An 18,682-nucleotide genomic window follows, 5' to 3' on the forward strand; every position below is an offset into this window, starting at 1 on the left:
GAGCAGATCAGCCGGCGTTCAGCACCGTTTCGAAGGCCCGCACGGCCGTGTCGATATCCGCGTCGCCAATGTGGCGATGGGTCACGCAGCGCAGCCGCGTGCGGCCCCAGGGGCGCACCAGCAGGCCCGCCGCCTGCAGGGCCGTCACCCACTCCGTGTTGCTCATGCCGGTGCCGGCCGTCTCCACCTGCACGATGTTGGTCTGCGGTTCGGTGGCCGAGATGGCCGGTCCCAGGCGGTTGACGCCCGCGCTCAGGCGGCGCGCGCGGACGTGATCCTCGGCCAGCCGCCCGCTCATGGACTGCACGCCTTCCAGGCCGGCCGCCGCCATGATGCCCGACTGGCGCTGCGTGCCGCCCAGCATGCGGCGCAGCACGCGCGCGCGGGCCATGAGGGACTGGCTGCCGGCCAGAACCGCACCCACCGGCGCGCTCAGCCCCTTGGACAGGCACAGCGACACCGTGTCGGCATGGCAGGCGATCTCGCCCGCCGCCACACCCAGAGCCACGGCCGCGTTGTAGAGGCGCGCGCCATCCAGGTGCACCGGCACGCCCGCCGCCCGCGCCATGCCGTGGACCGCCTGCATGTGGTCCAGCGGCAGCACCGCGCCGGCGGCGTTGTTGTGCGAAGTCTCCATCGTCACCAGCGCCGTCTTCAACCGGTGGCCGCCAGACTGCAAGGCTTCCTCCAGGCGGTTCAGGTCCATGGCGCCATCAGAACCGGGCACGCCCAGATAGAACGAGCCGGTGAACGTGGCCGCGCCGCGTTCGGACGTATACATATGGGCGGCCGACTCCAGCACCACCTGTTCATTGCGCTGCGTCTGCGCCAGCACAGCCAGCAGGTTGGCCATGGTGCAACTGGGCACGAACAGCCCGCCCTCCTTGCCCAGCTGCGCGGCCACATAAGCCTCGAGCTCGCGCACGGTGGGGTCGCCATCCAGGCCGTCATCGCCGATGGGCGCGGTGCGCATGCGTTCATACATGGCCGCGGTGGGATGGGTGACCGTGTCGCTGCGCAGGTCGACGGGTGCGCGGGCGGCGGCGGAAGAGGTCTGGGTCATGGCTATCAGTGCTGCAGGATTTTGGAAAGAAACTGGCGCGTGCGCGGCGCACGCTCCTCCACATCGCCGAAGAACTGCTCCTTGTCGCAGTCTTCCACGATCTTGCCGCCGTCCATGAAGATCACACGGTCGGCGACGCGGCGGGCGAATCCCATTTCATGGGTCACCACCATCATCGTCATGCCCTCGGCGGCCAGGTCGGTCATCACGTCCAGCACCTCGTTGACCATCTCCGGGTCCAGCGCCGAGGTCGGCTCGTCGAACAGCATGACCACCGGGTCCATCGACAGCGCGCGCGCAATCGCCACGCGCTGCTGCTGGCCGCCCGACAATTCGCCAGGATGCTTGTCCTTGTGCGCCGACAGGCCCACGCGCTCCAGCAGGGCCAGCGCACGCTGGCGGGCTTCGTCCTTGCCGCGCTTGAGCACCTTGAGCTGGCCCAGGCACAGGTTCTCCGTCACCGACAGGTGCGGGAACAGCTCGAAATGCTGGAACACCATGCCCGCGACCGCGCGCAGCTTGGGCAGGTTGGTGCGCGGATCGCCCACCGAAATGCCGTTGACGACGATCTCGCCCTTCTGGAAGGGCTCCAGCGCATTCACGGTCTTGATCAGCGTGGACTTGCCGGAACCCGACGGCCCGCACACCACCACGACCTCGCCGCGGCCCACGGTGGCGGAGCAATCGTCCAGCACCTGGAAGTCGCCATACCACTTGCTGACCTGCTTGATCGCTATCATCGGGGGCTTGGAAGAGAGTTGCATTGTTGAAACCTGTGGATAACTGGAAGGGCTGCGCTAGCGCAGCACTCGCGTGCGCTTTTCCAGCAACTTGACCAGGCGGGACGCCGTGAAGCAGATCACGAAATACACCACCGCCACGAACAGATAGAGCTCCACCAGACGGCCGTCGCGCTGGCCGATCTTGGCAGCCGCGCCGAGAAAGTCGGTCAAGGACAGCACATACACCAGCGAGGTGTCCTGAAACAGGATGATGATGCGCGTCAGCAGCGCCGGCAGCATGTTGCGGAACGCCTGCGGCAACACCACGTAGCGCATGCCCTGCCAGTGGTTCAGGCCCAGCGCCATGCTGGCCGACACCTGGCCGCGCGCGATGGACTGGATGCCCGCGCGCATGATTTCGCAGAAGTATGCGGCCTCGAACAGGGTGAAGGTGATGACCGCCGAATTGAAGGCCCCCACGCGCAGCGGCGTCGGCGACCCCACCACCCAGGCGGCGATGTAGGGCACCAGGAAATAGAACCAGAAGATCACCAGCAAGAGCGGGATAGAGCGCATCACGTTCACGTAGATGCCCGCCGGCACCGACAATATCTTGAACCGCGACAGCCGCATCATGGCCAGCAGCGTGCCCAGCGCCAGGCCCATCACGCCCGCCAGCGCGGTCAGCGTCAGCGTGAAGGTCATGCCGGTCTTGAACAGATAGGGCAGCGCCGCCCAGATCACGTCGAAATCGAATTTGCCCATGATCTCGTCCTAGGGCCTTTTCGCCGAACCGATCAGCCCGGGAACCGCGACATGGCGTTCGAGCAGCCGCATGCCCAGCACCACCACGCCGTTGATGATCAGGTAGATCACCGTGGCGGCAGAAAACGCCTCGAAGATGTGGAAACTGAATTCCGCCATCGAACGCGCCTGGCCGGTCAGCTCCAGCAGCCCTATCGTCAGCGCCACCGACGAATACTTGATGGTGCCCATGAACTCGGAAGTCAGGGGCGGCAGCACGATGCGGAACGCTTCCGGCAGGATGATGTAGCGGTACACCTGCGCCTCGGTCAGGCCCAGCGCCGTGCCCGCCTGGAACTGGCCGCGCGGCAGCGACTGTATGCCGGCGCGCAGTTGCTCCGCCACGCGCGCCGATCCATAGAACCCCAGGCACAGCACCGCGGGCACGAACTGGCCCCAGGGCTGCGGCATCTGCTTCATGGCCAGGCCCCAGGCATGCGGCAGCAGCTCGGGCAACACGAAATACCACAGGAACATCTGCACCAGCAGCGGGATGTTGCGGAACACCTCCACATAGGTCGCGCCCAGCGCGTTCATGAGGCGCGAACTGGCGGTGCGCATCACGCCCAGCAACGACCCCAGCAATAGCGAGAACACCCACGCCGTCAGGGCCAGCGCCAGGGTCCAGCCCACGCCGATGAAGATCGTCTCCAGAAAGGTATGCACGCCGTCCGGCGACATATCCAGGAAGACGCTCCAGCTCCAGTTGTAGTTCATGCCCCGTCCCTTGATGGCGATGCCCACCGCGCCTGGCGGCCAGTGTTTTTGCGCGCAAGCCGCGGGACGCCAGGCGTCCCGCGCGCAGCCTGCTTACTCGTACGCCTTGGGATCGCCGGAATCGGTCGGATTGGCCAGCGCGCGCTTGAGCGCATCGCTCATCGGGTACTTCAGGTTGATCTGCTTGGGCGGGATCGGCGAATTGAAGTACTTGTCGTAGATCGCGGCCACCTTGCCCGTCTTGATCAGGTCGCGCACGGCATCGTCGACCACCTTCTTGAAGGCCGGATCGTCCTTGGGTTCCATGATGCCGTAAGGCGCCATTTCCAGGCCCTTGGTGCCGATCACGAAGGCGTCCGGATTCTTCGACGAAGCCACCGCGCCATAAGCGATGCCGTCGTCATTGGCCGAGCCCGCGGCGCGGCCCGATTCCACCATCAGGATAGTTTCAGCGGTGTCCTTGGTCGGCGCCATGGTGATACCCAGGTTGCCCTTGGCGTTCAGCTGCGAGATCAGCCTGAAGGTCTGGCCGCCGGCCTGCGCGGCGATGGACTTGCCGCGGAAGGACTCCAGGTTGTTGGGATCCACGCCACCGTCCTTGCGCGCCACCAGCACCACCTGCGCCACAAAAGTCGTGGGCGCGAACGACACCAGCTTGTGGCGTTCAAGGTTATTGGTGGTATTGCCGCATTCCAGATCGATGGTGCCGTTGGCCAGCAGCGGAATGCGCGTGGCGGAAGTCGTCGGGTTGTAGCGCACCTCGAGCTTGGGCAGCTTCAGGGCCGCCTTTACGTACTGGGCGACTTCCTGGCAGATCTCCACGGTATAGCCGACCGGCTTCTGGTTGCCGTCCAGATAGGCAAACGGGACCGAGGTCTCCGGGTGGCCCAGCGTGATCACGCCGGTTTCCTTGATCTTGTCCAGGCGGCTGGGGCCTTCGGCGTGGGCGGTTGCGGCGCTGCCCAACAAGGCCGCGGCGACGGAGATCGCAGCAAGTGCTTTCATCTGATTCCCTTGGCGCCGTTTGGACGGCGCATGCTTGTGTTTACGATCGACGGCGCCAGCCAGGCTGACAGCCGCCTCGTCCCGCGATGAGCCCCGCGGCTGGCGAAAAGTATCAACTAGCGGTATGGTTTTATCCAGTTCCAATCGAGTATTCCTCTATACGGATTTGACATGGCCATTCCACGGATGGGCTTGAGGCACATCGAGGCGTTCCGCGCCGTGATGATGACCGGCTCAATGACCGCCGCCGCACGGCGCGTGCACACCTCGCAGCCGCACGTTAGCCGCTTAATTGCGCAATTGGAAGCCATTACCCAGTTCGCCTTGTTCGACCGCAACGGCAGCCGCCTGACCCCGACGCAGGACGGGTCGCGTTTCTTCCAGGAAGTGGAAAAGACCTTCATCGGCCTGGCCGGCCTGGAATCGGCGGCGGCCAGCATCCGCTCGTTCAGCGCCAGCCGCCTGAGCGTGGCCGCCATGCCACGGTTGGCCGGGGGCCTGCTGGCGCGCATCGTCGCCGCCTTCAAGACGGAATACCCGGACGTGATGGTGTCCATCCATTCCGGCAACGCCAGCACGGTGCACAACTGGATCAGCTCGGGGTTCTGCGACACGGGCCTGGCCATGCTGTCGGGAGATTCCCCCGGCATCCAGGTCGAGCCGGTGTTGACCATGAACTGCGTCGCGGTGCTACCCAAGGGCCATCGCCTGGCCAAGCTGAAAAAACTCAAGCCCGCCGACTTCGCCGGCGAGCCGTTCGTGGCCTTCACCAGCGGCACGCCGCTGCGCGAAAGGATCGACACGATATTCAAGACAGCCAAGGTCGAACGGCAGACCGTGGCCGAGGCCGGCCTGGGTTCGTCGATCTGCGCCCTGGTCGGCGCGGGTTTGGGCGTGGCCCTGATCAACCCGCTGGCCGCGCGCGAGGAATACGCCGCCCACAACGTCGAGATCCGCCCCTTCAGCCCGGCCGTGCCGGTGACGGTGGCGCTGCTTTATCCGCCGTACCACACGCGGACGCGGCTGGTCAGCGTGTTTTCACGTTACGCGCATCAGCTCATGCAGGAAGAGATGGGGGATTTGAAGGCGCGGACGGGGCGGTGACGCCGCGCGCGGGTTCCGCCAGCGCTATCCGACACCCCGCTCCAGATACCGCTCGGCCTCGCCGGACTGCTTCATCGCCTCCCACTGCGCCAGCGTCAGCTGGGGCATCTGGAAGGCCGCCTGCGGCCGGCAATACCAGCCGGGGTTGTGCAGGCGCGCCAGCAGGTCCATCGCGGGGCCATCCAGATAAAGATGCTCGCGGTCCGCGACCACATCGTCGCGCACGTGCATGGCCGCCACCTGAGCCACGATCAGGCTGCGGCGGTCGATGCGCATCAGTTCATGCACGCGGCACTCGAACGCCACCGGCGATTGCGCCACCCAGGGCACCTCGATGCGCCGCGACGGCGATAGCTCCAGGCCAGCCTCCAGGGACTCGTCCACGCCCGCCGGAAAGTCCACCGCCGTCACGTTCATCCGGCCGGCCTGCGGGGCGGACACCAGGCTCACGGTGAACTCGCCGCGTTCGGCGATGTTGCGCGCGGTGTCCTTGGGCGCGTCGCCGCGCACGCCGATGCCGACGCAGATCAGCGGCGGGTCGCCCGACATCAGGTTGAAAAACGAAAACGGCGCCACGTTCGTCGCCCCTTCGGCGTCGCGCGACACGATCCAGGCAATAGGCCGCGGCACGATCGCCGCGGTCAGCAGCTTGTAGCGCGCCGGGCCCGCCAGGTCATTCAGATCGATGAACATGGCTTATCCCCAGGCCCCTCAGTCCCGGCTCTGCGTGGGCGCGGCGCCTTGCGCGGCCTTCGCGTCGGCGAAGGCGCGGTCGCTGCGCTTGCAGCGGCAGCGGCCGATCTGGTGCAGCTCGATCAGGTTGCCCACCGGATCGCGCAGGAACAGTTGCATGAGTTCGGGCGCGGCCACATTGTCCAGCTTCCAGTAGTCCACGGCGAGACGCTGCAGTTCCGCCTCGGCCGCCGCGATATCGCGCACGGCCAGCGCCACGTGGTTTTCCACAGGATCACAGCCCGGACCTTGCGAGTAGGGCGAAGGACCGTCGCTGCCCAGCAGGTGGATCTGGCAGTCGTTGCCCATGTCCAGGAAGTAGCCGGCGATACCCGGAATCTCCCAGCGGCCACGGTCCGTGTCCAGTCCCAACACGTTTCCATAGAACGCGCCCATGGCCGCGACCTTGTCCAGCGGCATGCGCACGGCATGATGATGCAGTTCCAGAACTTCCAGCGCCATTTGTCTCTCCTTGGTTTTCATCGGCCTGCGCCCACGCTCGGCCAAGGCTGGCATCTTGGTCCCGGCCCGGACCTCGGGGAATGCCGTCCGGCGCAATCGAGAAGTGCGCGGGACGCAACCATGGAGCGCCCGCCTGGTTTGCCCGCCGCGCTATGCTTGGTCACATGAAACCGCTAGACCTGAATCTGCTATTGATCCTGGACGTGCTGATCCAGGAAGGCAGCGTCGTCGGCGCGGCGCGCCGCCTGAACCTGAGCACGCCCGCCATGAGCCGCAGCCTGGCGCGCATCCGGGCAGCTGTCGGCGACCCTGTGCTGGTCCGCTCCGGGCGCGGCCTGGCGCCCACGCCTCGGGCTCTGGCCCTGCATGCACAATTGCGCCACGTGATCGAACAAGCGCAGGCCGTCTTCACCGCCTTCGGCGAAGACGTCAATCTGGCGACCCTGACGCGCGTCTTCACCCTGCGCGCCAACGACGTGTTCGTGGGCGGCTACGGCGGCCGGCTACGCGAGCACCTGCGCCGCTATGCGCCCCGCGCCGTGCTGCGTTTCGTCTCCGAAGGCAACCACGACGCCGACGCGCTCAGCGGCGATGCCGACCTCTATATCGGTTCTTCCCAGAAGTTCGGCGCCGACATCAAGGTGCAGACCCTGTTCACCACCGCGTTCTGCGGCCTGGCGCGCAGGGAGCACCCGATCTTCAAGGCGCCTATCACCCCGCAGCGCTTCTGCGCCTACGACCACGTCAGCGTCTCGCGCCGGGGACGCGCTCAGGGTCCGATCGACGACACTCTGGAAGAACTCGGGCTGGCGCGCCACGTCACGCTGATCACGCCCACCTTCCATGCCGCGATCTTCGCACTGGCCGATTCCGACCTGGTGCTGCCGTCCATGCCCCAGAACCTGATGCCCGGGGTCGAACGCCTGGGCCTGAAGCTGCGCGCCTTCGAGGTGCCGGTGGCCATGCGCCCGGTCACCGTGGTGCAGGCCTGGCCGCCGCGGCTGGACAGCGACCCTGCGCACCGCTGGCTGCGGCAGACGATCAAGCAGGTCTGCGGCACGCCTGCGGATGCTGCGGCGGACGCCTAAAAGGGGGCTTCCCAGCGTCTTCCGCTCCTGTATACTGCCTCAGAATTGTTCAACAATCCTGGCTTCGGATCCAGGAGCGTTTCCAGGAGGCAGGCCATGTCGAATTACCCCGCGGCGTATCAGGTAAGCAAGGGTTCGGTATTGAATGTGGACCGGGATTTTTACCGGACACTTGTCGCCGATCCGGCGCAGCGCAAGCTGGTTGAATCGCACGTCGTTCCCATCCGCAGCGGCTTCGCCTGGAAGGTTCCTGCCGGCCATGCCTTCCGTATCGTCACGCTGGAAGGCCCGCAAGTGGCGGACTTCAATATGTGGAACCTGCACAACCCACGCGAACGCATGTGGGCATCGCGAACCCGCCAACTGCAACAAGCGCACGTCAGCACCCACGACCGCATCTGGTCCACGCTGCCGTATCTGCGCCCCATGGTCACGATCACCGACGACACGCTGGCCGGCTATGGCACGGACAGCGACGGCGGACGGGTGCACGACCTGCTGGGCACGCGCTGCGATCCCTACGTCAACAAGCTGCTCACCGGCGAGGACTTCCACTTCCATTGCCATTCCAACCTGACCCGCGCCGTGGCGCCGCACGGCCTGACGGAGTTCGACGTCCATGATGTCCTCAACGTGTTCCAGGTCACCGGGCTGAACGACGACGACAAGTACTTCATGAAGGCGTGTCCGGCCAAGCCGGGCGACTACCTGGAGTTCTTCGCCGAAATGGACCTGCTCTGCGCGCTGTCCACCTGCCCCGGCGGCGACCTTTCCGTGCCGATGTGGGGCCCCGATGCACGCGATCCCATCGACGTCTGCCGCCCCCTGGGGGTGGAGATCTATGCACTGGATCCGGCCCTGCTGCAAGGCTGGACACCGCCCGAGGTTTCACCGTATAAGGGCGTCCACGGACTGCACCCTGAAAAGGTCGAGTGGAAATAACAACAAGAGGCGCCCGGCCACCCCGCGGCGCCTTGCTAGGAGCCCATGCCATCATGCCCGCCGAACGCGACAGCGGAATCTCGATCGCCGAACGCATCAACCATCAGCTGCGCGACGACATCATGGAAGGCAAGCTGCCCCCCGGCACGCAACTGGTCGAAGTCGATCTGGCCGCTGACTATGGCGCATCGCGCAACACGATACGCGAAGTCCTGCACCAGCTGGGCCGCGAAGGGCTGGCCACGTTCATCCGCCACAAGGGCGTCGTGGTCCGCCGCATGGAACGCAAGGATCTGCGCGAGATCTACGCGGCGCGCCGTGCCCTGGAACTGCAGGCCATCGCCGGCAGCCTGCCGTTGCAGCCCGCCTTGCTGGACAAGATGCTCACGGCCATCGACGCGGCCGAGCGCGCGCTGTCCAAGAAGAAGTGGCGCAATGTCGGCACGCTGAGCCTGCAGGTGCACCAGCATATCGTCGCGCAGCTGGGCAGCCGCCTGCTGGACGAGTTCTTCCTTACGCTCTGTGCCCAGCTGCGCCTGGTGTTCGCGTCGGAGGTCGACGAAAGCCTGATCCAGACGCCTGATTGGATCGAGCGCGAACGGCGCATCCACGGCCTGCTGGTGGAGGGCCGGCGCGACCTGGCCGCACAAGCCCTTACCGAGTATCTCGACGATTCCGAACGCACGCTGATGGCCGTGCTGACCCGCCTGAAGCAGCAGGCCAAGTAAGGACCGCCTGGCGCGGTCCGCGCAGGAGCGCCTATGCGCGCGCCTGCGCTTCAGGTTCGGCATAGCTGCCGTCCTCCCGGTGCGTCTCCTGTCCGCTCAAAGGCGGGTTGAAGACGCAAACCAGGCGTAAGTCTCCCTTCACCGCCCGCAGCACGTGCTGGTCGTTCTTGTCCAGCGCGTACAGGGTCCCCGGCCGTATCGCGTGCGTCGCACCCGTGACCACGTCCAGCACCTCGCCTTCGCCTTCCATGCAGTAATTCGCCTCGTAGTGGTGTTTGTAGTGCAGATGCAGCTCGGCGCCTTCAAAGACCCGGGTTTCGTGCACCGAATACCCGATGCCGTCGCGCTTGACGATGATGCGCTTGCTTTCCCAGCCTGGTCCTCGGGCGTGGCGTTCGGTGTCGGTCAGGTCGTCGCTGTGGATAACTATCATGGATGGGATCCGCGGAGGGGTGAAGAAAAATCAATGCCGGCGGCGCGAAGCCGATCCGAGCGCGTGTTCGATCTGCGCCGCTGCCAATAGCAAGGCCCGGTCGCCGCCGCGCAGGCCGGTCGCCATCAGGCCTACCGCTTTCTTTGCGGCCGGATCGCCCGGCAAGGAAATGCTGGGCAGGTCCAGGCGGTTGGCGAATTCCGTCAGGCTGAATGCCCGGGCGTTCTCGCGCAGATAAATGTCGTTGTCGTCCAGCAGCGCGACCGGTGGCGGCAGCATGGGCACCGTTGGCGTCAGCACCGCGTCGGCGCCCGCGATGGCGTGGTCGTACTCGCGGCGCAATTCCGCCAGCCGGCGTTGTGCCGCGATATAGGCATGCGCCGGCACCTGCGCTCCCAACAGCATGCGCGGCCCCACGCGCGGGTCGTAGCGGGCCGCGTCCGTCGCCAAGCGGGACGCATGCAAGGCATAGCCGTCGGCCGCGATGATGCCGCCGTCGCGCGCCACGCTGCCGGCCAGCGCCAGGCAAGGCATGGGTTCGCGGCGCAGCGCGGCGCCCGCGTCCATCAGGCATTCCAGACTTGCGGCGAAGGCGCGCCTGACTTCGGGCTCCAACAACGCCTCCACATGGTCCGGCACCACGAACACCTTGCTCGCCAGCGGCGTCGCGCCGTGGACGCGCGATGCCGGCGTAGCGGCATCCCAAGGCGCCAGCACCTTATCCACAAGCAGGCATCGTGCGGCGTCCGCGGCGATGATGCCGGGCACATCGAAGGTGGGAGACAGGTACATCATGCCCGCGTCCTGGTAGCGGCCGCGGGACGGCTTGAAGCCCGCGACGCCACAGAACGCGGCGGGAATGCGCGCCGATCCGCTCGTATCGGAGGCCAGCGCCAGGTCCACCATGCCGCGCGCCACCGCAACGGCGCCGCCGCTGCTGGAGCCGCCAGCGACACGGGGCACGTCGGCCATCAGCGGCGATAGCGGCGTGCCGAAGCGCGCATTCAGGCCCAGCGCGCCGTAAGCGAACTCGGTCATGTTGTTCTGCGCCAGCAGCACCGCGCCCGCGCGCCGCAGCGCATGCACCAGCGCAGCGTCCCGGCTCGCCGCCGGCGCGTCGGCCAGCACCCGCGAGCCCGCGTGCGTCGTCCATCCCCGCACGTCGAAACAGGCCTTCACGCCCAGCACCATGCCGGCCAGCGGCTCGTCGTCTGGCGCGAAGCCGCGCAAGGCGTCGCGCGTGCCCGCCTCGGCCAGCGCGTCCTCGTCGCGGCGCGCCACCAGGGCGAGGGCCGCACTTGCAGGGTCAGCCGACGCCCGCTCCAGGCAGGCCGACACCGCGCGCAGGGAAACGCCGCGCCGTTCAGGAGACATGGACATGGCTCAGGAAATCCTTGACGCGCGAGTCCGCGCTTGCCAGCACCTCGGCCGGCGGCGCGTCCAGCAGGACGCGGCCGGCCTCCATGAACACCACGCGATCGGACACCTTGAACGCGAATCCCATCTCGTGGGTCACGATCAGCATCGTCATGCCTTCGCGCGCCAGCGTTTCCACCACCTTCAGCACTTCGGCCACCAGTTCCGGATCCAGCGCCGACGTCGGTTCGTCGAACAGCATGATGGAAGGGCGCATGGCCAGCGCGCGGGCGATCGCCACGCGCTGCTGCTGGCCGCCGGAGAGCTGATGCGGATACTTGTGCGCGTGATCCAGCATGCCGACTTTGTTGAGCAGCACCAGGGCTTCGCGGCGCAACACGCTGGCGCTGCCGCGTCCGTGGTACGCCGGCGCCAGCATCACGTTCTGCAGCACGGTCTTGTGCGGAAACAGATTGAAGCTCTGGAACACCATGCCGATATCAAGGATGCGGTCGCCGGGTCCCGCCTGAGCGCCGGTCCCCGGCGATCCCAGAAAGGGTTTGCCATGCAGCAGCACCTCGCCGCCGTCCAGCGTCTCCAGGCCGTTCAACGTGCGTATCAACGACGTCTTGCCCGAACCGGACGGACCGATGATGCTGATGACTTCCCCGGCCTTGACCATCAGGTCTATGCCCTTGAGCACTTCATGGTCGCCGAAGCGCTTGCGGGCCTGGCGCACTTCCAGCGCGGGCGCGTCGCCGGCAGCCGTCAGCGCCGGGCCGGACTGTCCTTCCTGGACCTCGCGCCGCGCGTCCGCGTCCAGCGCCAGCGGCTTGGGCGCGCGCCGCAGGATATTCATGTGCGACTCCAGCCAGCCCAACAGCTTGTCGAACAGCGTGACGATCAGCACGTAGTACAGCGCCACCGCCAGCATGGTCTCGAACACCAGGAAGTTCTGCGTGTACAGACGTTGTCCGACCAGCAGGATCTCGGCCAGCGAGATCACCGACACCAGCGAAGTCAGCTTGGCGATCGTGATGAACTCGTTGCTCAGGGCGGGCAGCGCGATCCGCAACGCCTGCGGAATCACGATCATGCGCTGGATGCCGGCATAGCGCAGGCCCAGCGCCCGTCCGGCCTCGATCTGCCCTCGCGGCACGCCCAGGATGCCGCCACGATGGATCTCGGCGATGAAGGCGGTTTCGCTCACGACCAGGGCGGTCAGGCCGGCATAGAACGGGTCCGACAGCAACGCGCCCGCCGCGGGGAACACCTGCGGCAGGTTGTAGATGAACACCAGCAGCACCAGCAGCGGCAGGCTGCGGAAGAACCAGATATACAGGCCCGCCAGGCGGCTGACGAAAGGGTTCTTCGCCTGCTTGCCCAGCGCCAGCAGAAAGCCCGCCGCCACGCCTATCACCCACGTTGCCGTGCTTAGCTTCACCACCACCCAACACGCTTTCCAGAAGTCGGTGTCCCAAAGCAGGCTGACGGCGTAATCCCAATCGAAATGCATGGTTGCGGCTTCCCTCGCGGCCCTATCGCGCCGGGCCCGCCAGGGCGGCCTGGACCTCCGCGGGGGACGGCTCCTCCAACCCGTAGCGGGCCAGCAGCGCCTGATACTCGCCGCTATCGCGGGCCCGTTGCAGCGCGCCGTTCAATGCGCTCTGCAGCTCTTTCGATTCCTTGTTGATCCCCAGCCCGATCACGATCGGATAGAGCAGGGAGGTGGAGGTCACCTTCAGGCTGTCCTTGGACTGCGCCAGCATGCCGTGCACCACCGCCGCATCTTCGATCATCGCGTCCGCCGCCTGCGAGCGCAGCGCCATCATCGCTTCGGGAGAGGTCGGAAATTCCAGCACCTTGATCTCGCCCTGGCCCTTGGGCTGACAAGTCTCGCGCGAGACCTTCTGCAGCTTGGGCGTCCACGACGCCCCCTTGATCGACGCCACCCGCTTGCCGCACAGCGCCTCGGGCCCCGCGGGCGCATACTGGCTGGAAGCCAGCACCAGCAGCGAAGCGCCCGTCTTCAGGTACGGGATGAAATCGATCAGCTTGGTGCGCTCGGGCGTGACATAAAGGGCCGACGCGACAGTATCGAAGCGGCGCGCCCGCATGCCCAGGATCAGGTCGGGAAAGCGCGTGTCGACGAACACCGGCGCAAGCGACAGCTTGGAGGCCAGCAGCCGGGAAAAGTCCGCGTCGAATCCGGCGGGCTTGCCGCCATCCATGTAGGCATAGGGCGGATAGGTGAGGTCGGACCCGACCGTGAGGCTGTCCGCCTTGATGGTGGCGGCGGCAAACGCCATGGGAGCTGCCGTGCACAACATGAACGCGGCCAGTGCGTGAGCGACGCCGAGACGCGACGCCACCAGAATCTGAGTGAACATGCTTTCCCCTGTGGAACGCCCTGAAAGCCGCGGCCAGATTGGGTCTGCCCTATACCCGGAGGTATTTTCGCGCCAGAATTGTTGAACAATTTTTGCGATTTTCCGGCAACCAGGAGATAGCGGATATGGGTATTTTCCCCTAGCGCTTTCGCCGCATGCGGCGAACTTCGCGCTATCGGCCATCAGGTTCGGATCTGGCCATATGCATGGCCTGCGGACCGTCGCACCATCCAAAAAGAGGACAGACGCCACCTGACCGTTCGCCTATAGTTTTTCGCACTCCACCGCCAAGAAAGGCTGTATCTGCCATCCGGACGTCCTGCGCCGGACTACATCCGGAGAGCTTGCCATGCACCATCCTGAACCTGCATATGTCCGCAGGACAGCCGATCCGAGGGTCTGGCGCCGGCCCCGCTGGCTCCTGATCCTGATTGGTATGGTGGCGGCCGCCAGCGCCTTCGGACAGGATGTCATCTGGATCGGCCGGCCCTCAGCCCGCGACTATTTGGCCCTGAATGTCCAGCGGGCCGTCGAAGGCTACGCGGAGCTGCGCCAGCAGATGGCGCAGTTCGAGGCGCAGGTCGGGGAAGCGCGGCGCGCATACTTCACCGCCGCCTCCACGGATCGCGCCGCGGCCGGCGACAAGTTCGGCGAGTTACTGTTCCAGAAGGACCTGATGATTGCGTGGCCGCGCATCAGTGCCGGCGGGGACCAGGCCCAGCGCTTGGCCAGTCTCATGACGCTCGGAAACAATGGCCGCCCGCTCGACGGCGGCATTCCGCCCAGCGCCAGAAAGGCCTTCAACCACTGGATTTCCGCCGTGGGCTTCGGCGTCGGGGCGGGGCTTGGAATGACTCCGGATCCAATCAAGGCCGCTGCCGCCCTGGCCAGCGGCGGCAGCCTGAAAGAATACGAAGCCTACCGGCGCCTGCGGGATCAGGCCGAGTACGACGACTGGGAAGCTCAGCACAACGGCGCTGCCCGCAAACTGATCGAGCCCGGCAGCGCGATATCCGCGCGTCTTTTTTTCGGCGAAACACCGATGATGCGGGGATTCGATCATCGGATCGCCAAGCCTGAAAATTATGTCCTGCGCTGCATGTACGCGGGCCGTAAGGAAGAGACTTCGCTTTTTTATTTCTGGCAGGGCCAGCCGCCGCAGGACATTGCCATCCTGCTCGCCATGAATCCCAGCGGCCTCGCGCGCCTGAAGGACCATGCAGTCAACCAGTGTCCGCCGGACGACAAGCAGGCGCGCGCCATCGAGGCCTCGCCAATCAAGGCGATCATCACGCCCGAAATCGCTCGCGACGCCCGCGCACAAAGAAATTCGATTCCCCTGGATCCCATCGAAGCGCAGGCGATTCAAGACAGAAACGCCGCGGCACGCCAGAAATTGGATGCACGCAAGGCCCGCGAGGACGAGCGCAACGCGAAGCTTCAAGCCTGCCGCGAGGCGCTGCAGACGGAAGTGCTGGCCGCGCGCCAGGACCGCGACCGGATCGCGACCGACGCGGCGCGCGCCAAGTACCGGGATTGTTCGCGCAACGCCGGCAAGTAAGTAGGCGTCTGATCGCCCCGGATAGCAGCCTGGGATCTCTCAACAGCCTGATGCTGCCACGCCGACCTGCCCATCCCTTTCAGGATGCCGCGCCGCCGGACTTGGACTCGCGCAAATCCAGCCACGCCACCAACAGCAATCCGCCCGCCAGCCCCAAATGCTCGAAGAACGAGTTGGCGGCCATGAAGCGCTCCTGGCCCAGCGGCATCTCCCAGAAACGCAACGCAATGCCTGTTGCCACCAGCGTGAAACCAGCCAGCGCCAGCGCGCCCAGCCATCGCAACCTGCCCACCAGAATCATCAGGGAGGCGACTAGTTCCAGCGCAATCACCAGCGTCGCGAACAAGGGCTCGGGCGACAGGCCAAAATGCGCCATTTCGCGCACTGCGCCGGGAAAGTCGAAAAGCTTCACCAGGCCGCCCTGCAGGTAGGCGGCGCATAACCCCAGATAGGCCAGGAACCGGACCGCCGAAGCACCGAACAGCGGGCGGGCCATATCGGCCAGCCGCCGCTCCCATTGGAAAGTAGCGTTCATGGCGAGCCTCCTCAGACGGCCCAGCAGGAGCAGCCCAGCGCGCCGAAGAAGCCCTGTAGATCCGAACTGGGCGCATTCGAGCCCCACGCGCGGGCATGATCGTGTCCATGCAAACCGCAGGAGCTGGCGCACGCGCAGGCCGCCATGTTGCGGTAGCCCAGGGAATTGCGTCCCGCGCCTTCCGGATCACCCCAGGCGCCGTAGCCGCCGAACAGCCGGGTAGGCGACCAGTCGGGCATGGCGGGCGGCAGCGGGTTGTCGTCCAGCGGCGCGAATTCGCCCGCGCCGTAGACCACGCGGCCGCCGACCACGGTCAGGTCCGAGGTCAGGAACGAGATCTCGTCCTCGGTGCAGCCGAAGTAGTCCTTGTCCGGCACGATGAAGTCGGCCAGCTGGCCGGGTTCAATGCGGCCGCGCTTGCCTTCCTCGTTGGAGAACCAGGCCACGTTCTCGGTCCACATGCGCAGCGCGGTCTCGCGGTCCAGGCAGTTGCGCGCGGGATAGAGGCGGGTGCCGCCCACGGTCTTGCCGGTGACCATCCAGGACAAGGACACCCAGGGGTTGTAGGAGGCGACGCGCGTTGCATCGGTACCGGCCGAGACCTTCACGCCGCGCTGCAGGATCTTGGCGACAGGCGGCGTGGCTTCGGCGGCCCGGGCGCCGTAGCGCTCGATGAAATACTCGCCCTGGTAGGCCATGCGGTGCTGCACGGCGATGCCCCCACCCAGCGCGGCGATGCGGTCGATCGACTTGTCGGAGATGGTTTCCGCGTGATCGAAGAACCAGTTCAGTCCGGTCAATGGCGTGTCGCGATGCACTTTCTCGAACACGTCGAGCGCGCGCGAGATGGTCTCGTCGTAAGTGGCGTGCAAGCGCCACGGCCACTTGTTCTGCACCAGCACCCGCACGACCTCTTCCAGCTCGCCTTCCATCTCCGGCGGCATGTCCGGACGCTCGACGCGGAAGTCCTCGAAGTCGGCCGCCGAGAACACCAGCATTTCACCCGCGCCGTTGTGGCGGAAGTAGTCGGTGCCTTGCTTGTACTTCACGCTCGACGTCCAGTTGAGGAAGTCTTCCTTCTCATGCTTGGGCTTCTGCGTGAAGAGGTTGTAGGCCAGCCGCACCGTCATCTGGTTATCATCGGCCAGTTTCTGGATCACGGCGTAGTCGTCCGGATAGTTCTGGAAGCCGCCGCCCGCATCGATCACGCCGGTCACGCCCAGCCGGTTCAGCTCGCGCATGAAGTGGCGCGTGGAGTTGACCTGATAGTCGAAGGGCAGCTTGGGACCCTTGGCCAGCGTGGCGTACAGGATGGTCGCGTTGGGCTTGGCCAGCAGTAGCCCCGTGGGATTGCCCTGGCCGTCGCGCATGATCTCGCCGCCCGGCGGATTGGGCGTGGTCTTGGTATAGCCCACCGCGCGCAGCGCCGCGCCGTTGAGCAGGGCGCGGTCATACAGGTGCAGGATGAACACCGGGGTGTCGGGCGCGATGGCGTTGATCTCTTCGATCGTGGGCAGGCGCTTCTCGGCGAACTGGTGCTCGGTGAAGCCGCCCACCACGCGCACCCATTGCGGCGCGGGCGTGATGGCGACCTGGCGTTTCAGCATGGCCATGGCGTCGGCCAGCGAGCGCACACCGTCCCAGCGCAGCTCCATGTTGTAGTTCAGGCCGCCCCGCACCACATGGGTGTGGTTGTCGTAGAGGCCGGGCAAAGCCGCGCGGCGCTTCAGGTCGACGACGCGCGTGCCGGCGCCGGCCAGTGCCATGACTTCCGCATCGGAACCGACGGCCACGAAGCGGCCGTTCTTGATCGCGACGGCGCTGGCCTGCGGTTTGCTGCGGTCCAGCGTGGTGATGCGGCCGTTGTGAAAGATGGCATCCGGCGTGGCGTTGGACATGTTGGGGGCTCCGTTGGAACTGGCGATGGCGTGGCGCCCCAACATACCGTTGAGCGCCAGGGCGGAAGCTACACCGATGAGGTCGCGGCGTGTAGGCATGCAATATCTCCTGGGATGCGGGAACCGGCTCAGCCGTGTTCCTTGTCTTGGGGCTGATGGCGGCCAGGCAATTGCCCCAGCACGTGGCTGACGGCCTTTTCCTTGTCGCAGGCGGCAGCGAAGGCGGTGCCGTTGAGCAGTTGCCTGCCCACCGGGACGACCTGCTCGCCGACCAAGATGCCCAGCAGGCCGATCAGCGCCACCAGCGGCGGGGCGGGCGAACGGACTTGCAGCAGGCTGTAGACCACGCCAACCAGCAGTCCAGCGCCCAGGGAAAGCAGATAGATCTTCATGCGCGTCCTCGCGTTGTGGATGGGTAGTGAGCGGGCGCCGCTCATGCGTGCGTATCGGCCAGGAGGACTTCGGCGTCATCCAGGGCCATGAGGCGCACATCGGTTTCGTCGCGGATGGCGGCACCGTCGCCCGAGCCGATCTCCACGCCATTGACTTGCAATCTGCCCATGGAGGCGACCAGATAGCCGCGGCGGCGGCCGCGCGCGAATTGGTAGGTGGCGGCTTCGCCTGCCTTCAGCGCCACCGCAAGGACGCGCGCGTCGCTGCGGATGGGCAGCGCGTCGTCGTCGCCATCGATACCGCTGGCCAACGTGATGAAGCGTCCCTTGCAGGCTTCGCGGGTAAAGGACTTCCGGCCCCAGCTGGGCGGCGCGCCGCGGCGGTCCGGTTCTATCCAGATCTGGAACACGTGCGCGGGTCCGCCTTCCATATTGAATTCGGCATGCGTCACCCCGCTGCCCGCGCTCACGACCTGCACCTCGCCGGCGCTCGTGCGTCCGCGATTGCCCAGATCGTCTTCATGGGTGAGCGCGCCTTCCCGCACGCAGGTGACGATTTCCACGTCCGCATGCAGCGAGGGTGGAAACCCCGCGCCAGGCGCGATGGTTTCGTCGTTCCATGCGCGCAGCGCGCCCCAGCTCATGCGTGCGGGGTCCTGGTAGGCGGCGAAGGAAAAATGATGCTTGGCATCGAGCCAGCCGCGCCGTTCATGGCCCAGGCTCGCAAGCGGACGGCGCTCAATCATGGCG

20 protein-coding genes are annotated in these 18,682 nt (G+C 66.1%); 5 read left to right on the forward strand and 15 right to left on the reverse strand.

Translation table 11 applies throughout. The features are described 5' to 3' along the window. Positions 1 to 7: 7 nt before the first annotated feature. The 5 genes from FOC84_RS12640 to FOC84_RS12660 all read right to left on the reverse strand — a co-directional run bounded on the left by FOC84_RS12640 (position 8) and on the right by FOC84_RS12660 (position 4,311). Positions 8 to 1,063, reverse strand: coding sequence for a threonine aldolase family protein (locus tag FOC84_RS12640; RefSeq protein ID WP_173144720.1), 1,056 nt, complete (start codon positions 1,061 to 1,063; stop codon positions 8 to 10). Between the two features lie 5 nt (positions 1,064 to 1,068). After that, the gene (locus FOC84_RS12645; protein WP_173150115.1) at positions 1,069 to 1,803 is read right to left on the reverse strand and encodes an amino acid ABC transporter ATP-binding protein; all 735 of its coding nucleotides are present in this window, start codon (positions 1,801 to 1,803) and stop codon (positions 1,069 to 1,071) included. 57 nt (positions 1,804 to 1,860) lie between these two features. After that, the gene (locus FOC84_RS12650) at positions 1,861 to 2,550 is read right to left on the reverse strand and encodes an amino acid ABC transporter permease (RefSeq protein ID WP_013390797.1); all 690 of its coding nucleotides are present in this window, start codon (positions 2,548 to 2,550) and stop codon (positions 1,861 to 1,863) included. 9 nt (positions 2,551 to 2,559) lie between these two features. After that, positions 2,560 to 3,306, reverse strand: coding sequence for an amino acid ABC transporter permease (locus tag FOC84_RS12655; RefSeq protein ID WP_173144721.1), 747 nt, complete (start codon positions 3,304 to 3,306; stop codon positions 2,560 to 2,562). A 93-nt stretch (positions 3,307 to 3,399) separates the two neighbouring features. Beyond that, complete coding sequence (locus FOC84_RS12660; RefSeq protein ID WP_173144722.1) at positions 3,400 to 4,311, reverse strand: amino acid ABC transporter substrate-binding protein; 912 nt, start codon at positions 4,309 to 4,311, stop codon at positions 3,400 to 3,402. A 171-nt stretch (positions 4,312 to 4,482) separates the two neighbouring features. On the opposite strand from FOC84_RS12660, the gene FOC84_RS12665 reads away from it, so the two are divergent. Beyond that, complete coding sequence (locus tag FOC84_RS12665; protein ID WP_173144723.1) at positions 4,483 to 5,415, forward strand: LysR substrate-binding domain-containing protein; 933 nt, start codon at positions 4,483 to 4,485, stop codon at positions 5,413 to 5,415. Positions 5,416 to 5,439: 24 nt separating this feature from the next. Here the strand turns inward: FOC84_RS12665 and FOC84_RS12670 are convergent, their stop codons facing one another. Then, on the reverse strand, positions 5,440 to 6,108 hold the full coding sequence (locus FOC84_RS12670) for a flavin reductase family protein (RefSeq protein WP_173144724.1): 669 nt from the start codon (positions 6,106 to 6,108) through the stop codon (positions 5,440 to 5,442). A gap of 18 nt (positions 6,109 to 6,126) precedes the next feature. Continuing rightward, the gene (locus tag FOC84_RS12675) at positions 6,127 to 6,609 is read right to left on the reverse strand and encodes a VOC family protein (RefSeq protein ID WP_173144725.1); all 483 of its coding nucleotides are present in this window, start codon (positions 6,607 to 6,609) and stop codon (positions 6,127 to 6,129) included. Between the two features lie 164 nt (positions 6,610 to 6,773). On the opposite strand from FOC84_RS12675, the gene FOC84_RS12680 reads away from it, so the two are divergent. The 3 genes from FOC84_RS12680 (at position 6,774) to FOC84_RS12690 (ending at position 9,367) form a co-directional block, all read left to right on the forward strand. Further along, a complete protein-coding gene (locus FOC84_RS12680; RefSeq protein WP_173144726.1) occupies positions 6,774 to 7,697 on the forward strand; it encodes a LysR family transcriptional regulator in 924 nt (307 codons plus the stop codon). Positions 7,698 to 7,793: 96 nt separating this feature from the next. Then, a complete protein-coding gene (locus FOC84_RS12685; protein ID WP_173144727.1) occupies positions 7,794 to 8,639 on the forward strand; it encodes an urea carboxylase-associated family protein in 846 nt (281 codons plus the stop codon). 53 nt (positions 8,640 to 8,692) lie between these two features. Then, positions 8,693 to 9,367 (forward strand): GntR family transcriptional regulator, encoded by a 675-nt coding sequence (locus FOC84_RS12690; protein ID WP_173144728.1) that lies wholly within the window; start codon positions 8,693 to 8,695, stop codon positions 9,365 to 9,367. A 31-nt stretch (positions 9,368 to 9,398) separates the two neighbouring features. On the opposite strand, the gene FOC84_RS12695 is transcribed toward FOC84_RS12690, so the two are convergent. The 4 genes from FOC84_RS12695 to FOC84_RS12710 are packed head-to-tail and all read right to left on the reverse strand — an operon-like array spanning position 9,399 to position 13,546. After that, the gene (locus tag FOC84_RS12695; RefSeq protein ID WP_173144729.1) at positions 9,399 to 9,800 is read right to left on the reverse strand and encodes an ectoine synthase; all 402 of its coding nucleotides are present in this window, start codon (positions 9,798 to 9,800) and stop codon (positions 9,399 to 9,401) included. A gap of 30 nt (positions 9,801 to 9,830) precedes the next feature. Continuing rightward, positions 9,831 to 11,180, reverse strand: coding sequence for an amidase (locus tag FOC84_RS12700; protein WP_173144730.1), 1,350 nt, complete (start codon positions 11,178 to 11,180; stop codon positions 9,831 to 9,833). Then, a complete protein-coding gene (locus FOC84_RS12705; protein WP_173144731.1) occupies positions 11,164 to 12,672 on the reverse strand; it encodes an amino acid ABC transporter permease/ATP-binding protein in 1,509 nt (502 codons plus the stop codon). The genes FOC84_RS12700 and FOC84_RS12705 overlap by 17 nt, the downstream gene beginning before the upstream one ends. 22 nt (positions 12,673 to 12,694) lie before the next feature. Continuing rightward, on the reverse strand, positions 12,695 to 13,546 hold the full coding sequence (locus tag FOC84_RS12710) for a transporter substrate-binding domain-containing protein (RefSeq protein ID WP_173144732.1): 852 nt from the start codon (positions 13,544 to 13,546) through the stop codon (positions 12,695 to 12,697). A gap of 349 nt (positions 13,547 to 13,895) precedes the next feature. Here FOC84_RS12710 and FOC84_RS12715 point away from each other — a divergent pair, with 349 nt between their 5' ends. Next, positions 13,896 to 15,107 (forward strand): hypothetical protein, encoded by a 1,212-nt coding sequence (locus tag FOC84_RS12715; protein ID WP_173144733.1) that lies wholly within the window; start codon positions 13,896 to 13,898, stop codon positions 15,105 to 15,107. Positions 15,108 to 15,186: 79 nt separating this feature from the next. Here the strand turns inward: FOC84_RS12715 and FOC84_RS12720 are convergent, their stop codons facing one another. The 4 genes from FOC84_RS12720 to FOC84_RS12735 all read right to left on the reverse strand — a co-directional run bounded on the left by FOC84_RS12720 (position 15,187) and on the right by FOC84_RS12735 (position 18,678). Next, entirely contained in the window at positions 15,187 to 15,642 is a 456-nt protein-coding gene (locus FOC84_RS12720) for a DoxX family protein (RefSeq protein ID WP_173144734.1), read from the reverse strand. Between the two features lie 11 nt (positions 15,643 to 15,653). Beyond that, a complete protein-coding gene (locus FOC84_RS12725) occupies positions 15,654 to 17,540 on the reverse strand; it encodes an amidohydrolase (RefSeq protein ID WP_217278810.1) in 1,887 nt (628 codons plus the stop codon). A gap of 128 nt (positions 17,541 to 17,668) precedes the next feature. Further along, on the reverse strand, positions 17,669 to 17,932 hold the full coding sequence (locus FOC84_RS12730; RefSeq protein WP_173144736.1) for a XapX domain-containing protein: 264 nt from the start codon (positions 17,930 to 17,932) through the stop codon (positions 17,669 to 17,671). A 41-nt stretch (positions 17,933 to 17,973) separates the two neighbouring features. Beyond that, positions 17,974 to 18,678 (reverse strand): pirin family protein, encoded by a 705-nt coding sequence (locus tag FOC84_RS12735; protein WP_173144737.1) that lies wholly within the window; start codon positions 18,676 to 18,678, stop codon positions 17,974 to 17,976. Positions 18,679 to 18,682 lie beyond the last annotated feature (4 nt).

The sequence above is a fragment of the Achromobacter pestifer genome, from assembly GCF_013267355.1.
GTDB classification, from domain to species: domain Bacteria; phylum Pseudomonadota; class Gammaproteobacteria; order Burkholderiales; family Burkholderiaceae_B; genus Achromobacter; species Achromobacter pestifer_A.